This is a genomic window from Flavobacterium sp. SORGH_AS_0622 (genome assembly GCF_030818825.1).
Classification (GTDB): Bacteria; Bacteroidota; Bacteroidia; order Flavobacteriales; family Flavobacteriaceae; genus Flavobacterium.
Genome location: NZ_JAUTAX010000001.1, coordinates 1,967,193 through 1,984,383 on the forward strand (window position 1 = coordinate 1,967,193; position 17,191 = coordinate 1,984,383).

The window sequence follows — 17,191 nt, forward strand, 5'->3', positions numbered from 1 at the left end:
CAATTCAAAACTATCCCTTTCTAATTAAAGGAATTAATTTTGTTCCAATTAATTCTATGGCATTCATTAATTGTTTGTGTGTTAATCCGGCGTTGTCCATTTGAAAAGTAAATCGATCTACACCTCCAAGTGCTTCACTGTGGCGCAGGATTTTCTCTGCAGCTCTTTCTGGACTTCCAACAATTAAAACACCTAAGTCATCAATTAATCCGTCAAATTTATCTTTTGTAACTGGAGGCCAGCCTCGTTCTCTTCCTAATTTTGTCCATAACTCCGCATAACCTGGATAATAATCTGCAATGGCACTTTCTGTTGTTGAGCCAATATATCCTGGCGAATGCAATCCCACTTTTAATTCTTCTGGTTTATATCCTGCAGCTTGTCCAGCCTGACGGTATAAATCAATTAAAGGTTTAAAACGATGTGTCTGCCCGCCAATAATGGCAACCATTAGCGGAAGTCCAAGCGAACCTGCCCTAATAAAAGATTCAGGTGTTCCGCCAACTCCAAGCCAAATGGGTAATTTTTCTTGTATAGCTCTCGGATATACAGGAAGATTGTTAATCGCCGGGCGAAATTTTCCTTCCCAAGTCACAAATTCATTGTCACGAATCTGTAAAAGTAAATCTAATTTTTCGCTGAAAAGCGCATCATAATCATTCAGATTATAGCCAAAAAGGGGATAAGCTTCAATAGAAGAACCACGGCCTACGACAATTTCTGCTCTTCCTTTTGAAACCAAATCCAAAGTTGAAAAACTCTGGTACACCCGTACAGGATCTGCCGCACTCAAAACCGAAACAGCACTCGCTAAACGTATATTTTTTGTTCTGGCCGCTGCCGCACTTAAAATTACAGCTGTTGCAGAATCTAAAAACTCTTTTTTATGATGTTCTCCAATTCCGAAAACATCAAGGCCAACCTGATCTGCAAATTCAATTCTTTGTAATAACTGCTCCATAGCATCAACACTGCTAAGTGTGTTATCATCGCCATACATTGCCGAAGCAAAACTGTCTATTCCTATTTCCATATATTTATTTTTAGCTATAAGCTTTAGGCTGTAAGCTTTAAGCATTTTAGGAAGGCCTACAGCCTATAGCTTAAAGCCTATTGCGAATATTAATGTGAGAATCCGAATGAAATACTGATAATGATGATCGTAATTACAATTAATGTTATCCCCACATATAGATAATCCTTTTCTACTAAAAATGAAAATAACGAAAGTAATACACGTAAAACGGGTGTCATGAACAGCAAAATAATTCCTGTAAAAATCAATGATTCTCCATTTCCTTGAATTGCTCCATTGTAAATATCTGCGATTACTTCAAATATATTGCGGTCGTTTTCCTTGAAAACAGAATAATCTTCTATTTGGCTTCCGTTGTGCATTAAATACACGATTCCTCCCATAAAAGCTACTGCTAACGAAATCCAAACACCGTAACGAAGTAAGTTTCCTATGATTGACTGAAAGTCTTTTTCTCCAAATTTTTCTTCTTGTACCATATTAGATTTTTCCATTTAGTCCGTTATAAATCATATTTACTGCCAAAACGAAAATCAGACAGGCAAAGAAGATTCTCAATTTTTTTGGATTGGTACGCACTAATATTTTAGCACCTGCCATAGCTCCAAACAAAACACCAATTACAACCGGCATACAAATCCCAGGTTCAATATATCCTTTTTGAATATAAATTACAGAACTCGCCATTGCTGTAACACCCATCATAAAGTTACTGGTTGTGGTTGAAACCTTAAACGGAACTCTCATAATATTATCCATTGCAATTACTTTAAAAGCACCAGAACCAATTCCGAGTAAACCAGACATCATTCCCGCAACTCCCATCATGCTGAAACCTCCTAAAACATTTTTGGTTCCGTAGTGAATGATTTCTCCGTCATGAGAAGGATAAGTACCATCTAATTTTAGCTTTTTAGCCAGCGGACTAGATTCTAAAACGATATGTTCTTCTTTTTTTCGAAGTGAATTAACAGCCGAAAAAATTAAGGTTAAACCGAATAAAACGGCTATAAAAGAAGTAGGAGCGATAGTAGAAAGCAATGCGCCGCAAACAGCACCAATTGTGGTTGCGATTTCGAGAAAGATTCCCATTCGCATATTGGTAATTCCTTCTTTTACATAAGCTGCCGCAGAACCTGAAGAAGTTGCAATAACGGAGACCAAAGCGGCTCCAATAGCATAATGAATGTCGACTCCGAGAATAATAGTAAGAAGCGGAATAATTATAATGCCGCCTCCTAAGCCTGATAATGAACCGATAAAGCCCGCTAGAAAAGCGCCAAGAATCATTATAAGCGTAAAGGTAAGTATTGTCATTAAGATATGTTTTTGTATCTGCTAATTTACGAATACATATTTGTTCGAAACAGGATTGTGACCTTAAATATACCTTAAAAATGTTTTTTTAGTTTATGGTTGATGGTTTATGGTTGGTGGTTGGTGGTTGATGGTTGATGGTTTATGGTTGATAGTTTATAGTTGATAGTTTATAGTTTATAGTTTATAGTTTATAGTTTATAGTTTATAGTTTATAGTTGATAGTGTTAATTCCTTAGTCCTTAGTTTGAGTGTATGGTTTTTAGTTTTATTTGGATTGGCAATCATCAACAATTAATAAATTGACCATCAACCATCAACCATTAACCATTAACTCTAAATTCTATTATCAACTGCGTAAGATGTTTTACCAATATTAGCCAGCAATAAAGCTGCTGCCGCACTTGTCCAAACCGAATAATCGAAAGGTGCTTTTACCGAAACCGAAACAGCCATTGCGAAACCGAAGAAAAACAATAAAAAAGCAGTTCCTAAAGCTGCGATTCGAGTTTTAAAACCAAAAATCAATAAGAGACTTAATATGACTTCGAAGAAAGTGGCCGCAATGCCTAAAATTTCTGCTGTCGCTTTGTTGGCATAAGGATTTAAGGTCTGGGTATAAATAACGAAGTTGTCCCAATTTCCCCAGGCTACTGCATGGGAGCCAGGTGCGCCCCAAAGTCCAAATCGATCAGCTACGGCTGAAAGCATTGTGATTGCTAAAACTATTCTTAAAATTAAACCTGCTTCTAATAGGGTTATGTTTTTCATTCTATTACTAATTTATTTCAATATCATTCAACGAATTTCTTTTTAAAAAATTAAAAAAAGATCGCCTGGTTATTTTTAATAACGGCAGAATCAACGTCAAATTGTTCGAAATAATCGTTAAAATGCATAAAAAAAGGATAGAGGTTACTCTATCCTAACTTATTTGAAGATGCTCAAGCCTCTTGCCAACTAAAGTTTTTTCTCCCACGATCTTAAAACCGAGTTTTAAATAAAGGTTCTTTGCCAGCGGATTATCTTCTTCAACCAATAAACCCAATGTTTGTCGTTTGGTATAAACATATTCTTTAATTAGAAACTGAAGTATTTTAGAACCAATTCCTTTTCCTTGATGATTCGGATTAACGCCTAGCGAATCAATGTAGAATTCTCCTGCGCGGGTTTCAAACTCTGGATCAAATATCGGGTTATAATGATTTCTAACGTATTCAATTATTGGAATTCTTAATATTTCTAAATCTGTACCATCATAAACATTTACCGCGCCAATGATTTCATTATGCTCTTCTGCTACGTAACAATTTTGATAAGAATACTGATTGTTTTCCCTTTCAATAAAGTGCAGCAGAAAATCTTTCGCGGAAGCGTAATCTTCTTTTGCAATAAACTTATAAATGATATCCTCCATTGCTAATAATAAAATTGGAGCAATATTTTCTGCATCTGATTTTTCGGCTTTTCTGATATTCATTTTGAAAGAATTTTAATAAGCAAATTTAAGGCTTTATTTAAAGACATAGAAGCATAGTCTTCTTTTCTGTTCCCAAATTTGAGTGAAACAAAATCCTTATTGCAGAAATTTTACCGATATTGTATCAAAATATACCAATTATACATTTTTAACTAGACCTATCTTTGTATTATACTTTAATTAAAAAAAATTAAGTCATGAAAGCAATTGGATTCAAGTCATCACTACCCATAGAAAATCAAGAAAGTTTTATCGAATTTGAAGCGTCAAAGCCAATACCTGGTGATCGCGATTTATTAATAAAAATCGATGCAGTTTCGGTAAATCCAGTAGATTTTAAAATTCGTCAGAGCAGTGCAAAAGATACAGTTCTAGAAACACCCAAAATTATTGGCTGGGATGCTGTTGGTATTGTACAGGCAGTTGGAGAAAAAGTTACACTATTTGAAATTGGAGATCTAGTATATTACGCAGGAGATATTACCAAACAAGGCAGTAATGCAGAATATCAAATAATCGACGAAAGAATTGTTGGCAAAAAGCCACAATCACTAAGTATCGAGGAAGCGGCTGTAATTCCGCTGACAGCTTTAACAGCTTGGGAAATTTTATTTGACAGAATTAGAATCAGCGAAGAAAAAGACAAAGGGAAATCAATTTTAATCATTGGAGGAGCAGGAGGAGTAGGTTCGATTGCAATTCAACTGGCCAAGAAAATTGCAGGTTTAACCGTTATTGCAACAGCGTCTCGTCCAGAAACAATTGACTGGTGCAAACAGCAGGGCGCCGATTTTGTAGTAGATCACAAAGACTTGGTTTCTTCTGTCCGCGAAGCTGGTTTTGAAAATGTAGATTTTATCTTAGACTTTGTAGACACCAACGCCTATTGGGATACAATGGTAGAATTGATCAAACCACAAGGACATATCGCTTCGATTACTGGAAGCAGTGATCCTGTTGTGTTAAACAAATTGAAAAGTAAAAGTGCCTCTTTTTCTTGGGAACTAATGTATACACGCTCGATGTACCAAACAGAAGACATGATCGAACAGCATCATATTTTAAATAAAGTTGCTGATTTATTAGATGAAGGCGTGCTAAAAACAACTTTAAATTTAACACTAAACGGACTAACTGCTGACAATTTTAAAAAAGCACATCAGCTTTTAGAATCGGGTAAAACGATTGGAAAAATTGCAATTAAATTTTAAAAAATAAGCACTAAGATAGCTGGAGATAGTTATGTAGAATGTTTTAAATAATAAATTTGAAACCTAACAAAATTTTGTATTTTAGTTGTCTTGCAAGTCAAAAATGCAGGTAAATTTTAAACCAAAACTAAATTGTTATGATTTCAAAAAACACAGACTTAGGATTATTAGTATTACGTATCAGCATCGGTGGATTAATGCTTTTTCACGGAGTTTCAAAAATCCTTCATGGAATTTCTTTCCTTGTAGAAAACATGGGAACATTTGCATATGCTGTTTATATTGGTGAAGTTTTAGCTCCGATTGCTATCTTAGTAGGATTTAGAACTAGAATTGCAGCGGTTATTTTTGCCATCAATTGTATAACAGCCATTGCAGTAGCACATGCACAAGATATTTTCTCTATAAGTGATCATGGAGGTTATGCTAATGAACTATTAATGCTTTATCTTTTAGGTGCAATCGCATTATTTTTTACTGGGGCTGGCAAATACGCAGTTTCGAAAACCAATAATTGGGACTAAACTCAAACAAAATATATAAAAAGCTCTAAATTAAAGTTTAGGGCTTTTTTTGTGAATTAAAAATTAAAAATTATGAATTAAAAAATTAAAGATCACTATCAACCACAAACCACAAACCACGAACCCCAAACTACGAACCACCAACCATCAACCATCAACCACCAACCACCAACCATTATCTCTTATCGTATGAAAGAATGTTTTCACGGAGAAAAGTACTATTTCTACCGATCAGACTTTTAGTTGATATACTCTCGATATACTTTTGATTAAAATTAAAACCTTAAAAATCAAAATTATGTCACCATTATCACCGCTTCTCTGGATCTTATTAATTTCTCCTTTTGTTGTTATTGCACATTTCAAAACAGAAAAAACAAATTATAAATACTTAGCGTTTTTTGTTCTTTATTTTCTTAGCGATATGCTATTGCAGCATTACGGAAAAGAGCTGTTGCCATTAGATTTCCTTGGATTAAAGTTCAATTGGTCAGGAAAAATTTTGAGTTTAGTTTTATCTTTAATTATACTATTTTCAGTTTCAAAAGAAGAAAGAATCAAAATCGGATTTACTGCTCAAACCAATCTAAAAACCACTTTAAAATTTGGCTTACTGATGTTTATTGGCTTTACATTATTTGACATAGTTTTTAAACTGATATTGTTTCCAAAAGGAGGAACATTCGATTTAGAAACTTTTATTTTTCAAGCGACAATGCCTGGATTAACAGAAGAAATTGCTCTTAGAGGAATATCGCTATGGCTTTTAAATAAGGCTTTTGCTCCAAAATGGAATTACCGTGGTGTCGAATTGGGCTGGTCATTTATAATTATTACCATTTTATTTGGCGTTTCGCACGGCGCGGTTTTAAATCAGGATTTTCATTTAAAGTTTGACATCATTACAATTGCGTATCTTACTTTAATCTCTTCTTTTAGTTTAGGAGTTCTTAGGATTTTTTCAGGGAATTTAATCTTTTCAATCCTTGGCCACAACATAATTAATTTAATCAATGCAGTTATTAGAATTTTATAAAAAGTTATATTTGAAACTGCTTTACAATTATGCCAAATACCACAACAACTTCAGGATATTTTTTAGACAAACTTGTGTCTTTAAACTTTGATCAGTTTTTTACTAAAAGAAATCGGGTTTTAATGCACATTTGCATGTGGCTGGGGTTTTCTATTTTACTTTTTTTGAGTTATGTAATTGGATATCATTTGGTTTATTTTGATGCCATTCTTCTAACTTTCCGAATGGCAGCAGTAAATATCATTGTATTTTATATGCTATTTTATCTACTGCTCCCCAAGATTTTTTCGGGAAACAAAACCAGAATTATAATTCTTTTATTAACACTTTTTCCGCTTTCGATTTTTGTCTGGATGGCAGCAACATACTTTTTCTCCTTGTTTTATTATACCTTAGGTCTGGAAATTACTTTTGGCGAATTAAAAGGCGTAATTAAAATGAGCGCAGAACAGACCTTTTTGGAGGCAGTTTCATTAAAAAGAATGCTTTCGCAGACAATCATTATTATTTCGCTTCTTTCGCCTTTTTGTTTTGCTAAAATTTTAGTTGAAATTACAAGGCTTTACAATAAAAAATTTCAAATTCAGAAAGAAAAAACAGCTTTAGAAATTCAGAATATTCAAATTGAAAAAGATTTTTTGAAAGCACAGCTTAATCCGCATTTTTTGTTTAATACCTTGAATAATTTGTATGGACTTACAGTTAAAAAAGACAATCTCGCTCCAGAATTAATTCTGAATTTGTCTGATATTATGAGTTATACTTTGTATGAATCTAATACAGATATCGTTCGTCTGGAAAAAGAATTGGATTTTATAAAAAATTACATCGCTTTAGAAAAAATGCGTTATGCCGATGATAAAGATATTCAGGTAAATATTGAAGGAGAAAACCAAACAGCAGGACTTTTTATCGCACCGCTTTTGACTTTTACTTTCATTGAAAATGCTTTTAAATATGGCTTAAAAAGCACTAAAAAGGCATTTGTAAAGCTGGATATAAAAATTGAAAACAATACCTTTTGGTTTTCTTTAGAAAATGATTTTGAAGAAAGTCCTGCGGTTAATAATTTTGGTGGAATAGGAGTAGAGAATTCCCGTAAACGATTAGAGCTCCTATATTCGAACCATTATAAATTAGAAATTAAAAAACAAGATTTGTCTTTTAAAGTCGATCTAAAAATAGTTTTAAGAAAGTAATGGAAAACTTAAAATGCATTGTCGTTGATGACGAACCAATTGCGAGAGATATTATAGAATCTTTTATCAGCGAAATTCCATTTTTGGAGCTGCAGGCTTCATTTGGCGAAGCTTCTAAAGCCTTAATATATCTGGAGGAAAATACTATTGATATTATTTTTAGTGATATCGAAATGCCCAAATTAACAGGTTTAGAATTGGTACGATCGCTTACAAATCCACCAGTCCTTATATTTATAACGGCACATCGCAATTTTGCTTTAGACGGATTTGAAACCGGCGCAGCAGATTATTTGGTAAAACCCGTTCGTTTTGATCGTTTTTTAAAAGCGGTCAATCGTGCAAAAGAATATCTTTCGTTAAAGAAAACAACCTCAGTGCATCAAATCAATTCTGATCGTATTTTTATAAAATCAGAAGGAAAACTGATCAAGATTCTGCTCAATGAAATTCTTTATGTAGAGGCGCAGGGCGATTATTTAAAATTTGTAATTAATGGCGCTTCTTACATCACCTTAGGAACATTAAAAGCAATGGAAGACGTTTTGAAGCTTCCAGCCTTCTTTCGCGTACAGCGTTCTTTTATTTTAAATCTCGAAGCTGTCAGAAGCCTCAACGGAAATGTAGTGGAGTTAATCGACGGAAAAACAATTTCGACTGCTCTGAATAAAAAAGACGATCTATATCAATTATTGGGAATTAAAACCATAAAGTAAAGCAGCTAGACATAAATTTATATCTTACATAACGCAAAAAATGTTGATTTATCTAAACTAAATTTATTGTAATGTTTTTGTTTAAATAAGTTTGTTTAATTTATTGGTAATTAGATATTTGTTTTTTTAAATTTACTAATATATTTGGTTTTAAAATAGATGCCAATAGAAGGTTTAGCATTGAGCTAATTACGAAGTTTAATATTCTTTTAGCATGTAAAAATTATTAAACAAGCATTTCTTTAGTTTTGAAGTGGCTTTTAAAACTGACAGAAGGTTTTTTGTCTAATTTATTATTGTAATTTATTGCTGAATGATGGGGAGGGAATAACTTGGATTAATGGCGTAGATTAGTTTCTTTTTCTAAGATCAAAAAATGAACTTATAATATAAAAATCACTTTTTATAAGTGATTTTTCGCTATAAATTTTATCTATAATGTTTGTTTAAGTATCTAATTATTAAATATTAAATAATTATTATTTAATTTAAAAGTTTAATATTAAAAATACCGATGCTAACGCTGATGTTAATTCTCTTTTGGTGCCAAAATTGTTAATTTAAATTCAATTACTGCTAAAATTCAATTAGATTTTTCTGTTTTTTTTGGAAGTTTTGCCAGCGATTTTAACTGGTATTAAAAGGAGATATAATTTAAAAAATTGTCTATTTCAGATCAGATTCGTAAATTGTTGAAAATTACAAATTATGAGTCGAAATATTGAAGATCTAATTCCACACAGAGCCCCATTTTTATTTGTTGATGAAATTATATCTTACACACCTGAAACAATTATCGGATTAAATACTTTTACCCAGAAAGACAACTGGCTTCAAGGGAGTTTTCCAGACTTTAATTTTGTTCCTGGAACTATTTTAATAGAGGCAATGGCACAATGCGGAGGTGCAGGTGTAAAGCTGTTAGGTCTTGCTGATGGTGTTTTTGGTTTAGTTAGTATGGATCATATAGAATTTTTTGCAGGTGTTGAATTTGGAAAACTCGTTAAATTTGTAGTAAAAAACATTCGTGTAAGTGAAAAAATCATAAAACAATCTGGAGAGGCGTTTTCAGATGGAAAATTGATTTTAAAAGGCGAATGGATGTGTGTTAAACTTCAATAATTATAAAGTATATAACTTGAGTACAACAGAATTCTTAACACGGCTTGTGGTGGCTGCAATTGCGGGATTAGCCATTGGTTTTGAAAGACAATGGCATCACAAAGAAACAGGAGTAAAAACAAATACGCTTGTTGCTATTGGGGCAGCAGTTTTTGTGCTTTTGTCTATCAAAGTTGCAGAAACAGAACCAAACATCGATGTTACTCGTATCACTGCTCAGGTGGTTATGGGAGTTGGTTTTCTAGGTGCGGGAGTTATTTTTAGAGAAGGTGATAATGTACATGGCTTGAATTCTGCAGCTACAATTTGGTGCAGCGCCGCTATAGGAAGTACCGCTGCATCTGGTTATTTTATTGAGGCTTTAATTTGCACGCTCTTAGTTATTCTGATAAATACTGCTATTGAACCAATAGATAATTGGTTGAAAAATAGGAAAGGGTGATCTTTTAATTAAATTAAAGCTTCAAGTCTGTATTAGTACAAGAGATTATAAATTTTCTCCTTTGAATATTGAAATGAATTTACCCAAAGCTTCTTTAGAGTGTATTTGTTCTCCATTTTCTAGAGTTTCTTTCGTGGCTTTGGCAGCTCTTTCCAGCATTCGTTTTTCAAAACTAGAAATAGCAGTTTTGATATCTATAAATTCATCATTCGTTAAAAAATCTGCCAGATCCAGGGCATCAAGCATGGCGAGATTGGCTCCCTTACCGGCAAACGGAGGCATACGATGTGCCGCATCTCCAATCAGTGTTAGGTTTGCTTGGGTTTTCCAAGCTTGATTTAAAGGGAAATAATATTGCGGACGCGGTATAAAATACAATTCATTACTCTTAAAAAGTTCGTGCCACTTCGGACTCCATTCTTTATAAACTTCATTGAACCATTCAAAAATCTTTTCATTGTCTTTAAAGTTTAAATCACTTTTTTTAATCCAATTTTCAGGAATTTTACTGCTTAATAAAAACATAAGCGAGCCATCTCCTTTTGTGCCGTACATTATTGTTTGTTCGTTACCGAGAGCCAGAACTTTTCCGCCTTTAGAAAACTCAAAAAGGTTTGGTGCGTTTTCTTTTGCGTTGTAAATGGTTCCTTCGATCATGGTAATTCCTGAATAAATAGGTTTTTCTGAAGATAGATACTGACGAACTTTAGAATTGGCGCCATCCGCAGCAATGACTAAATCGGCATAATTGCTCATTCCGTTTTTGAAATGCAGTCTCCATCCATCATTTTCCCTTTTCATCCAACTAAATTGACTGTTCCAGCTAATTGTTTCTGACTGAAGAGAGTTCAATAAAACGTTTCTAAGCGCCGAGCGATCTATTTCAAGACGTGGTTTTGAAATGTTTTGCAGTGAATTTTTGCCAGTACCTAAAATTTGTGTTGCAGCAGTTTTTTGAATATTATGTTCGTCAAAGTGCAATTGAAAATCTTTATCAAGAATTCGAGCTTTGCTGGCGTTTGGACGAATATTGGCATAAAATTCATCTAGTAAATTCGCGTGTTTCATGGCTTTTAATCCAGAATCTTGATGTAAATCCAAAGGAGAGCCTTGCACTCGAACTTCTTGATTAAGATCTCTTTCGTAAACTTTTACATCTACATTTTTCATTTGTAAAAGTCGGGCAAGTAATAGTCCGCCCATTCCGCCGCCAATAATGGCAGTTTGTTTATCTTGTAACAGCATAGTTTGATTTTTTAAAATCTATACCGCAAAATTATTTTGAAGAAAGAGCTGATAATAGTATAAATCGGTCATTTTTGTTTTGGAATAATTCTTTAGGAAGAGAACCAGAAATTTTTTTGATCTCTCTAATAAAATGCGTCTGGTCTGAAAAGTTTTCTTCGGGAAAAAGTTTTCCTTTTGCAATATTTTCCAGCGATGCACGAAAACGAAGGATAGAGCAGAATCCTTTTAATGAAATTCCAAAATACGTATTAAAATAACGGTTAATCTGGCGGCTGCTCCAGCTGGATTTTTCAGATAATTCTTTTACCGTCATTGCGCCATGTGTTTGATAGATAAGGCTGAATAGTTTCTGTTTTCGAGTTTCTATTTCTTTTAATAATAAAGACTCAATTTTAAGAGAGGCTTTTTCACAGAACAATTCAAAATCTTCTAAATCATTTTCATTGAATTCCCAGAAATTGTTTTCTAATTTTTTTCCAGAATTTAAAAGATCTGAAATAGATTCATGAAAAACATATTCGACAGCAGGAAGTTTGAAGCTGATAACAAAGGTAAGGCTGTTGGCAGGAATTCTTCCTTTTTCATATTGTTTCGTCCCTAATCCAAGAAGCATAATTCTAAAAGATTCCTCAGGAGATTGAAGCAAAGATAGATCAATACGGCCGTCGGGCAGACCAATTGTTTCCAGAGTTTTATCAGACGTATTACGAATGCACCAAAAGCTATCCACAAAATACGAAAGATCTTGTTTAGGCTGAATTGATTTGTATTCTAATTTGTTGTGCATTTCAATAGAAACAATGATTATAGATGTTTTCTTATTATCAAAAGACGAAATTATACAAATTGTTCTTCAATTTTATAAATAGAACAGGCTTTTAATGGCCTGTAAAAGCTTGTTTGTCTTTTAAAATTTATACATAAAAAACTTAACATTGGGTAATATATTGATTATTAGTTCTTTATATTTGATTTTTGGTTTGGATGAAAAACTTAACATTGGCGAATCTCTTTTTCAATCTATCTTTGGTTATTATTTTTTAATGTTAATTTAACAGTTTGGTAACATTGAAAATTAGTATAATTCAAAATTGATTAAAATAAATTTTAAAAATTAAGATAATAATGACGAAAAATGTACTTACGAATGAAGTCGATCAAGAGGTAGATGTTAATCCAGTTATCTCTAATGATGAAAACGAGCAAAATCCCACTCTAAATTCAGAAAATGAATCAGTTTCTACAGAAGGTGATTCCGAGTCAAAAACTAAAACTAAAAGGTCTTCAAAAAAAACAGCACAAACTGTTGAAGTCATTGAAGAACAGAAAAAAGAAGAAGAGATAACAGATGATGCAGTATCATCAGAAACTGATGAAGAATCAGTTGAAGAAAGTGGAGATAAATCTAAAACCAAAAAGAAGAATAAAAAGATGAAAGAAAAAGAGAAAAAACAGTTAGCTGAGAAAAAAGAAAAACTGAAAAAGAAAAAAGCAGCAGTTGCTAAAAGAAAAGAAAAAGCGAAAGATAAAAAGAAAGAAAAGGCTAAAAAAGCAAAACTAAAAGCTAAAGCTAAAAAGAAAGACAAAGCCAAAAAAGCCAAGGATAAAGCTAAAGCGAAAAAAATCGCGAAGAAGAAAGCGAAAAGATCTAAAGCAAAAAAGAATAAGAAAAAATAGGGCTGAGTTAATGGTGAATTGTTAATGGTGGATTGTTAATTGTTAATTGTTAATTGTTAATTGTTAATTGTTAATTGTTAATGGTTGATTGTTAATGGTTGACATTGACATTGAAAAAACAAAAAGCGCTTCAGATTAGGCGCTTTTTGTTTTTTTCTTCTCTATAGTCATTTTGTCAATTTTCTGAAGGAATTCTGGGTCGAATTCAGAGTAGGCTCTTAACCTGTACTTTTCATCCCTGATTTTCATTACCAAACGAATTTTCTGCACCATCAGCCAGATGGGTTCGTACCTTTTATGTCCTAACAAATATTGAATTTTAAGAATGGAAATTTTTCGATGCGTCAGCGTCATTAATTCGATGCAGATCATCCAGTATCTAATGGGTAAGTTAGAGTTTTCCATCACAGTTCCAGAGCGCAGACTAATGCGATTGCCACACTTTCGGCACTGAAATTTAAGATCATTTCTTCTAAAAGAATGAACATCATGACTGCATTTTCTGCACGTCAGCCCATTTTCTAAACGTTTATTTTTAAGCTCTTCTATACAAGTGGCTTCATCTGGGTATTTTTCAAAATAGGCGCGCAGCTCCATGTTTTCAGCTTCTTTTTTTTGTCTAAATATATTAACTTTTATACAAGTTCGAAATCTGACGTAAAAAAAAAGGAACATTCATAGTGAATATTCCTTTTAGGGCAAAAAATTACAGGTACTACAGTTTTGTCGCGATCTCTTTTTTATATTTATTTAAAATAGATTTAGTCATTCCTAAATTGGCTTTAGTAGAGTCTACTGCTAGATAAATAAAATAAAGCTGATTGTCAGATACGTCAATAATGTGTATTTGAGAACTTAGCGTAATCATGATGTTATCAACAACCTGACCTTGTAGATTTAAAGCCTTAATTGCATTCATTTTTGCTTTAACCACTTCTAGGTTATAAGCCGATGCTAATTCTGGATCAAAATCTGCAACAACAGATTGAGAGTAATATGACATACCACTTGCGATTTCAGCTACCGAAACTGCGATAAAACCTGGGACGTTTTTTTTTAGGTCTTCACCAAATTGGGTTAAAAAATCTGACATAATGTAGGACTTTAATGTGTTGTAATTAAGATTGAATTGTTTTGGATTCCACAAAAATAATTATAACATATTATTTAATTATCCGCTTTCTGTACCTATTTTTGTTTGGAACACAAAAAATAGTACTCGGTAAAAAGTGGTTTTTGCAGATTTGTTGAATTGAAATTTATTTTTGACTCAAAATGGTTAAAATAAAAATGCTTCTGAAAAAGCATATATGCAATTTCAGAAGCAATATTAACAAACTAAAAAATATTTTTTTACTTGATTTCTGTAATAAATTCGTCTTTTGCTGTTCTCACTTTTTTCAAGTTTACCAGCCAGTCGTTAGCTTCATCTCTATATCCAAGAGGTAAAATTACAACGCTTTTAAGACCTTGTTCGCTCAAACCTAAAAGTTTATCCACTTCAGCAGGAATAAAACCTTCCATTGGTGTTGCATCTACTTGTTGTTCTGCAGCAGCGGCAATAGCTACACCAAATGAAATATAAGCTTGTTTTGCAGCATGGTTTGCGTGCCATTCTTGTCCAAGAGGTTCGTACATTCCCCAAAGTCTCTCTTTGTACTCATCCATCGCGTTAGCAGGAATTCCTCTTTCTGCTATAGTTTTATCAAATACAGCAGAAATTTTATCTAAGCTATAACCGTCCCAAGATGCCCAGATCAATACGTGAGACGCATCAGTAACTTGGCTTTGGTCAAAACTAACCCCTCTTAATTTTTCTTTTAATTCTTGGTTTGTTACTACAAAAACCTTGTAAGGCTGTAATCCAGACGAAGAAGGAGCTAATTGAGCAGCTTCAAGAATATAATCTACTTTTTCTTGCGGAACCACTTGTCCGTTCATTTTTTTAGTAGCATAACGCCACTTTAGTGCATCTATTAAGGCCATTTTTTTTCAATTGATTAAAATTTCATTCAAATGTAAAAACTTTAAGTGTATTTTTGTCATCTGATTACCAAAAGTAACTGTAACATCGAGGTAACTTACTAACATATGATGATAAAAGAGCCAGAACACGATCGAAAAGCATGCAATCAAAACATTATGGCAGTGCACGATGCGATGGATATTTTGAACGGAAGATGGAAAATTTCTATTATTGCATCCCTTTGTTTTAATACTTTAAGATTTACCGATTTGCTGCGAGAAGTAGAAGGAATTTCGGGAAAAATGCTGAGCAGGGAATTAAAAAATCTGGAAGAAAACCAATTGGTTACGCGTACTGTTTTAAAAACTCAACCCATAACTGTCGAGTATCAACTGACAGAATATGGGCATACATTAAAAGACGTAATAGATTCTTTAGCAAAATGGGGAGTTAATCACCGAAAAAAGATTACGGGAAGAGGATAATGTCAGCTTTTGAGTTCAGATATTCTTTGAAAAAATCCTTGATTGGCTAATTTTTGTTCGGCTTCTTCGATGGCTTTCAAAAGATTATTTTGATTATCTGCAATTTCGTTTAAGGTATTTTTCATAAGATCCCATACCGGCTGCATTTTTAAAATCAACTCTTTTCCTTTCTCAGTAAGTATAATCAATCTTTTTCGTTCGTCTAATTTATCTTTTCTAGAACTGATTATTTTTTGCTTTTCCAATTCTTTAAGCAGACTAATTGTTGACGGATGGCTGTAGCCAATTTCACTGGCAATTTCTACAACGCTGAGCATTTCTTTTATATGAAGCGTATAAATAACAGGAAACCATTTAGGCTCAAAATCAATATCAAAAGATTTGTATACAAGTGCTCCATCTTTGCGTAATTGTTCACTAAGACGCTGAAGTCGTGTAGATAGGGCTAATATGCCAATTTCGTCAATTATATTCATTACTTCGAGTTTAGCTGTAAATGGCGGAATACATTATCTGGTTTCATTAATGGAAAATCAACTGGCAGCGTTTCTTTAGAAATCTTTACAAAATTGTTTTTCTCATAAAAACGCAAAGCCGCCTGCAATATAGAAACAGTCCCTAAATATAAGTCTTTAATACCATTTTCTTGGCTGTACGCAATTAATTGCTCTAATAAATGCTGTGCAATGGCAAATTCTTTTCCTCTGAATTCTTTTTTGACAAACATTTTTCTAATCGCACCCGCTTCGGAATTGAATTTTACCAAAGCAATAGTTCCAACTAATTTCTCCTCTATAAAAGCACCTAAAAATGTTCCTCCTGGTTTATAATAAAAATTCTCAATCTCTAATAAATCCGGCTGATCTTCTATTGTAATAGGAACGTTGAACTCTTTTTGCTGAATGTTTAAAATCAAATCTACGATTTCATTTTCGTACTCATTTTGTATAGGCTTAATATGCATTGTATTTCAAAATTTAATATAGGTACAAAACTACGTAGTTAACTACATATATGCAAATAAAAAACTGCTGAAGTCAGCAGTTTTAAGTGTTTTTTATGATTTTGAATTGTATTCGAGTGAAGATTTTATTCTTTAACTAAAACAATTACAGCTTTATAACCCGTTCCGACATTCCATTCGCTGGCAGAAATAACAGCACCTTTGTCATCGATAACTTTAAATTCGGCAGTATTTGGAGAAGCGAATCCTTCGTTTAAAGCTTCAATATCAATTTTATTGATTCCTTTAACCAAATTTATTTTAACGCTTTTGAATTCGCCATCCAAAGAAACTTCAGGTTCAATAACTTTATCGTTTAAATATACTTTTACTTTATCGCCATCTACAAAAGCAGCATCTCGATACATAACAGTAGAAGTAACCGCATTGGTATTAAAGTTTCCTAAAAACTGGTTTCTTCTATAAAAAATCCCATCAACATTCGATTCCTGTTTGTATAGATTGGTGTCTTTGAACAATTCGTCTGGATTAACCTGTAGTGGAGCAGGTTTTTCTACGACTGCCGGCGGATTTTCTTTTGGAGAAACTTCTTTCGGCGGAATAACTTCTTTAACGGCAGGATCTTTTGCCGGAATTGATTTGAACTTATTGTTTAATTCCTGAGCATAAATCTGCGTTGAAAACGAAGCAATAGCAGTTATCAAAAATATTTTTTTCATACTTTGTAAATATTAATCTTGGGGTAATAATTATTAAAAAATGACCAAT

At 33.0% G+C, this 17,191-nt stretch carries 21 protein-coding genes and 1 pseudogene; 9 read left to right on the forward strand and 13 right to left on the reverse strand.

The genetic code is table 11. The features are described 5' to 3' along the window. Positions 1 to 10: 10 nt before the first annotated feature. The 5 genes from QE431_RS08505 to QE431_RS08525 all read right to left on the reverse strand — a co-directional run bounded on the left by QE431_RS08505 (position 11) and on the right by QE431_RS08525 (position 3,833). Positions 11 to 1,033 (reverse strand): LLM class flavin-dependent oxidoreductase, encoded by a 1,023-nt coding sequence (locus tag QE431_RS08505; RefSeq protein WP_307294976.1) that lies wholly within the window; start codon positions 1,031 to 1,033, stop codon positions 11 to 13. Between the two features lie 89 nt (positions 1,034 to 1,122). Continuing rightward, positions 1,123 to 1,530, reverse strand: a complete 408-nt coding sequence (locus tag QE431_RS08510) for a DUF1634 domain-containing protein (protein ID WP_057118328.1) — start codon at positions 1,528 to 1,530, stop codon at positions 1,123 to 1,125. Continuing rightward, positions 1,517 to 2,353 (reverse strand): sulfite exporter TauE/SafE family protein, encoded by an 837-nt coding sequence (locus QE431_RS08515; RefSeq protein WP_281865336.1) that lies wholly within the window; start codon positions 2,351 to 2,353, stop codon positions 1,517 to 1,519. The genes QE431_RS08510 and QE431_RS08515 overlap by 14 nt, the downstream gene beginning before the upstream one ends. Before the next feature lie 336 nt (positions 2,354 to 2,689). Continuing rightward, positions 2,690 to 3,124, reverse strand: a complete 435-nt coding sequence (locus QE431_RS08520; RefSeq protein WP_307294978.1) for a DoxX family protein — start codon at positions 3,122 to 3,124, stop codon at positions 2,690 to 2,692. Positions 3,125 to 3,278: 154 nt separating this feature from the next. Next, entirely contained in the window at positions 3,279 to 3,833 is a 555-nt protein-coding gene (locus QE431_RS08525; RefSeq protein ID WP_307294981.1) for a GNAT family N-acetyltransferase, read from the reverse strand. A gap of 197 nt (positions 3,834 to 4,030) precedes the next feature. Here QE431_RS08525 and QE431_RS08530 point away from each other — a divergent pair, with 197 nt between their 5' ends. From QE431_RS08530 to QE431_RS08560, 7 genes are all read left to right on the forward strand, one after another. Further along, on the forward strand, positions 4,031 to 5,044 hold the full coding sequence (locus QE431_RS08530; RefSeq protein WP_281865339.1) for a zinc-binding alcohol dehydrogenase family protein: 1,014 nt from the start codon (positions 4,031 to 4,033) through the stop codon (positions 5,042 to 5,044). 137 nt (positions 5,045 to 5,181) lie between these two features. Next, complete coding sequence (locus QE431_RS08535) at positions 5,182 to 5,568, forward strand: DoxX family protein (protein ID WP_057118323.1); 387 nt, start codon at positions 5,182 to 5,184, stop codon at positions 5,566 to 5,568. A gap of 298 nt (positions 5,569 to 5,866) precedes the next feature. Beyond that, a complete protein-coding gene (locus QE431_RS08540) occupies positions 5,867 to 6,604 on the forward strand; it encodes a type II CAAX prenyl endopeptidase Rce1 family protein (RefSeq protein ID WP_307294984.1) in 738 nt (245 codons plus the stop codon). Between the two features lie 29 nt (positions 6,605 to 6,633). Beyond that, positions 6,634 to 7,803, forward strand: a complete 1,170-nt coding sequence (locus tag QE431_RS08545) for a sensor histidine kinase (RefSeq protein ID WP_307294986.1) — start codon at positions 6,634 to 6,636, stop codon at positions 7,801 to 7,803. Beyond that, the gene (locus QE431_RS08550) at positions 7,803 to 8,519 is read left to right on the forward strand and encodes a LytTR family DNA-binding domain-containing protein (protein WP_307294988.1); all 717 of its coding nucleotides are present in this window, start codon (positions 7,803 to 7,805) and stop codon (positions 8,517 to 8,519) included. The genes QE431_RS08545 and QE431_RS08550 overlap by 1 nt, the downstream gene beginning before the upstream one ends. Positions 8,520 to 9,227: 708 nt before the next feature. Beyond that, on the forward strand, positions 9,228 to 9,641 hold the full coding sequence (locus QE431_RS08555; protein ID WP_057118319.1) for a 3-hydroxyacyl-ACP dehydratase FabZ family protein: 414 nt from the start codon (positions 9,228 to 9,230) through the stop codon (positions 9,639 to 9,641). 16 nt (positions 9,642 to 9,657) lie between these two features. Further along, the gene (locus QE431_RS08560; protein ID WP_057119823.1) at positions 9,658 to 10,083 is read left to right on the forward strand and encodes an MgtC/SapB family protein; all 426 of its coding nucleotides are present in this window, start codon (positions 9,658 to 9,660) and stop codon (positions 10,081 to 10,083) included. A 45-nt stretch (positions 10,084 to 10,128) separates the two neighbouring features. On the opposite strand, the gene QE431_RS08565 is transcribed toward QE431_RS08560, so the two are convergent. Beyond that, the gene (locus QE431_RS08565) at positions 10,129 to 11,328 is read right to left on the reverse strand and encodes an NAD(P)/FAD-dependent oxidoreductase (RefSeq protein WP_307294992.1); all 1,200 of its coding nucleotides are present in this window, start codon (positions 11,326 to 11,328) and stop codon (positions 10,129 to 10,131) included. Positions 11,329 to 11,359: 31 nt separating this feature from the next. Beyond that, entirely contained in the window at positions 11,360 to 12,118 is a 759-nt protein-coding gene (locus QE431_RS08570; RefSeq protein WP_307294994.1) for an AraC family transcriptional regulator, read from the reverse strand. Between the two features lie 338 nt (positions 12,119 to 12,456). On the opposite strand from QE431_RS08570, the gene QE431_RS08575 reads away from it, so the two are divergent. Next, positions 12,457 to 13,008, forward strand: coding sequence for a hypothetical protein (locus QE431_RS08575; protein ID WP_057118316.1), 552 nt, complete (start codon positions 12,457 to 12,459; stop codon positions 13,006 to 13,008). 150 nt (positions 13,009 to 13,158) lie between these two features. Here the strand turns inward: QE431_RS08575 and QE431_RS08580 are convergent. The 3 genes and pseudogenes from QE431_RS08580 to QE431_RS08590 form a co-directional block, all read right to left on the reverse strand. Next, positions 13,159 to 13,605, reverse strand: a pseudogene (locus QE431_RS08580) (transposase); the annotation flags it as partial. Between the two features lie 118 nt (positions 13,606 to 13,723). Beyond that, positions 13,724 to 14,101: a hypothetical protein gene (locus tag QE431_RS08585; RefSeq protein ID WP_057118314.1), complete on the reverse strand. Its 378-nt coding sequence runs from the start codon at positions 14,099 to 14,101 to the stop codon at positions 13,724 to 13,726. A gap of 260 nt (positions 14,102 to 14,361) precedes the next feature. Further along, complete coding sequence (locus tag QE431_RS08590; protein ID WP_307294997.1) at positions 14,362 to 14,994, reverse strand: nitroreductase family protein; 633 nt, start codon at positions 14,992 to 14,994, stop codon at positions 14,362 to 14,364. Between the two features lie 105 nt (positions 14,995 to 15,099). Here QE431_RS08590 and QE431_RS08595 point away from each other — a divergent pair, with 105 nt between their 5' ends. Continuing rightward, positions 15,100 to 15,459 (forward strand): winged helix-turn-helix transcriptional regulator, encoded by a 360-nt coding sequence (locus tag QE431_RS08595; RefSeq protein WP_373428866.1) that lies wholly within the window; start codon positions 15,100 to 15,102, stop codon positions 15,457 to 15,459. Positions 15,460 to 15,461: 2 nt separating this feature from the next. Here QE431_RS08595 and QE431_RS08600 read toward each other — a convergent pair whose 3' ends face one another. From QE431_RS08600 to QE431_RS08610, 3 genes are all read right to left on the reverse strand, one after another. Continuing rightward, complete coding sequence (locus QE431_RS08600; RefSeq protein ID WP_307294999.1) at positions 15,462 to 15,935, reverse strand: MarR family winged helix-turn-helix transcriptional regulator; 474 nt, start codon at positions 15,933 to 15,935, stop codon at positions 15,462 to 15,464. Next, positions 15,935 to 16,423, reverse strand: a complete 489-nt coding sequence (locus QE431_RS08605) for a GNAT family N-acetyltransferase (protein WP_307295001.1) — start codon at positions 16,421 to 16,423, stop codon at positions 15,935 to 15,937. The genes QE431_RS08600 and QE431_RS08605 overlap by 1 nt, the downstream gene beginning before the upstream one ends. Positions 16,424 to 16,548: 125 nt before the next feature. Next, the gene (locus QE431_RS08610) at positions 16,549 to 17,142 is read right to left on the reverse strand and encodes a hypothetical protein (protein ID WP_057118310.1); all 594 of its coding nucleotides are present in this window, start codon (positions 17,140 to 17,142) and stop codon (positions 16,549 to 16,551) included. Positions 17,143 to 17,191: the final 49 nt, after the last annotated feature.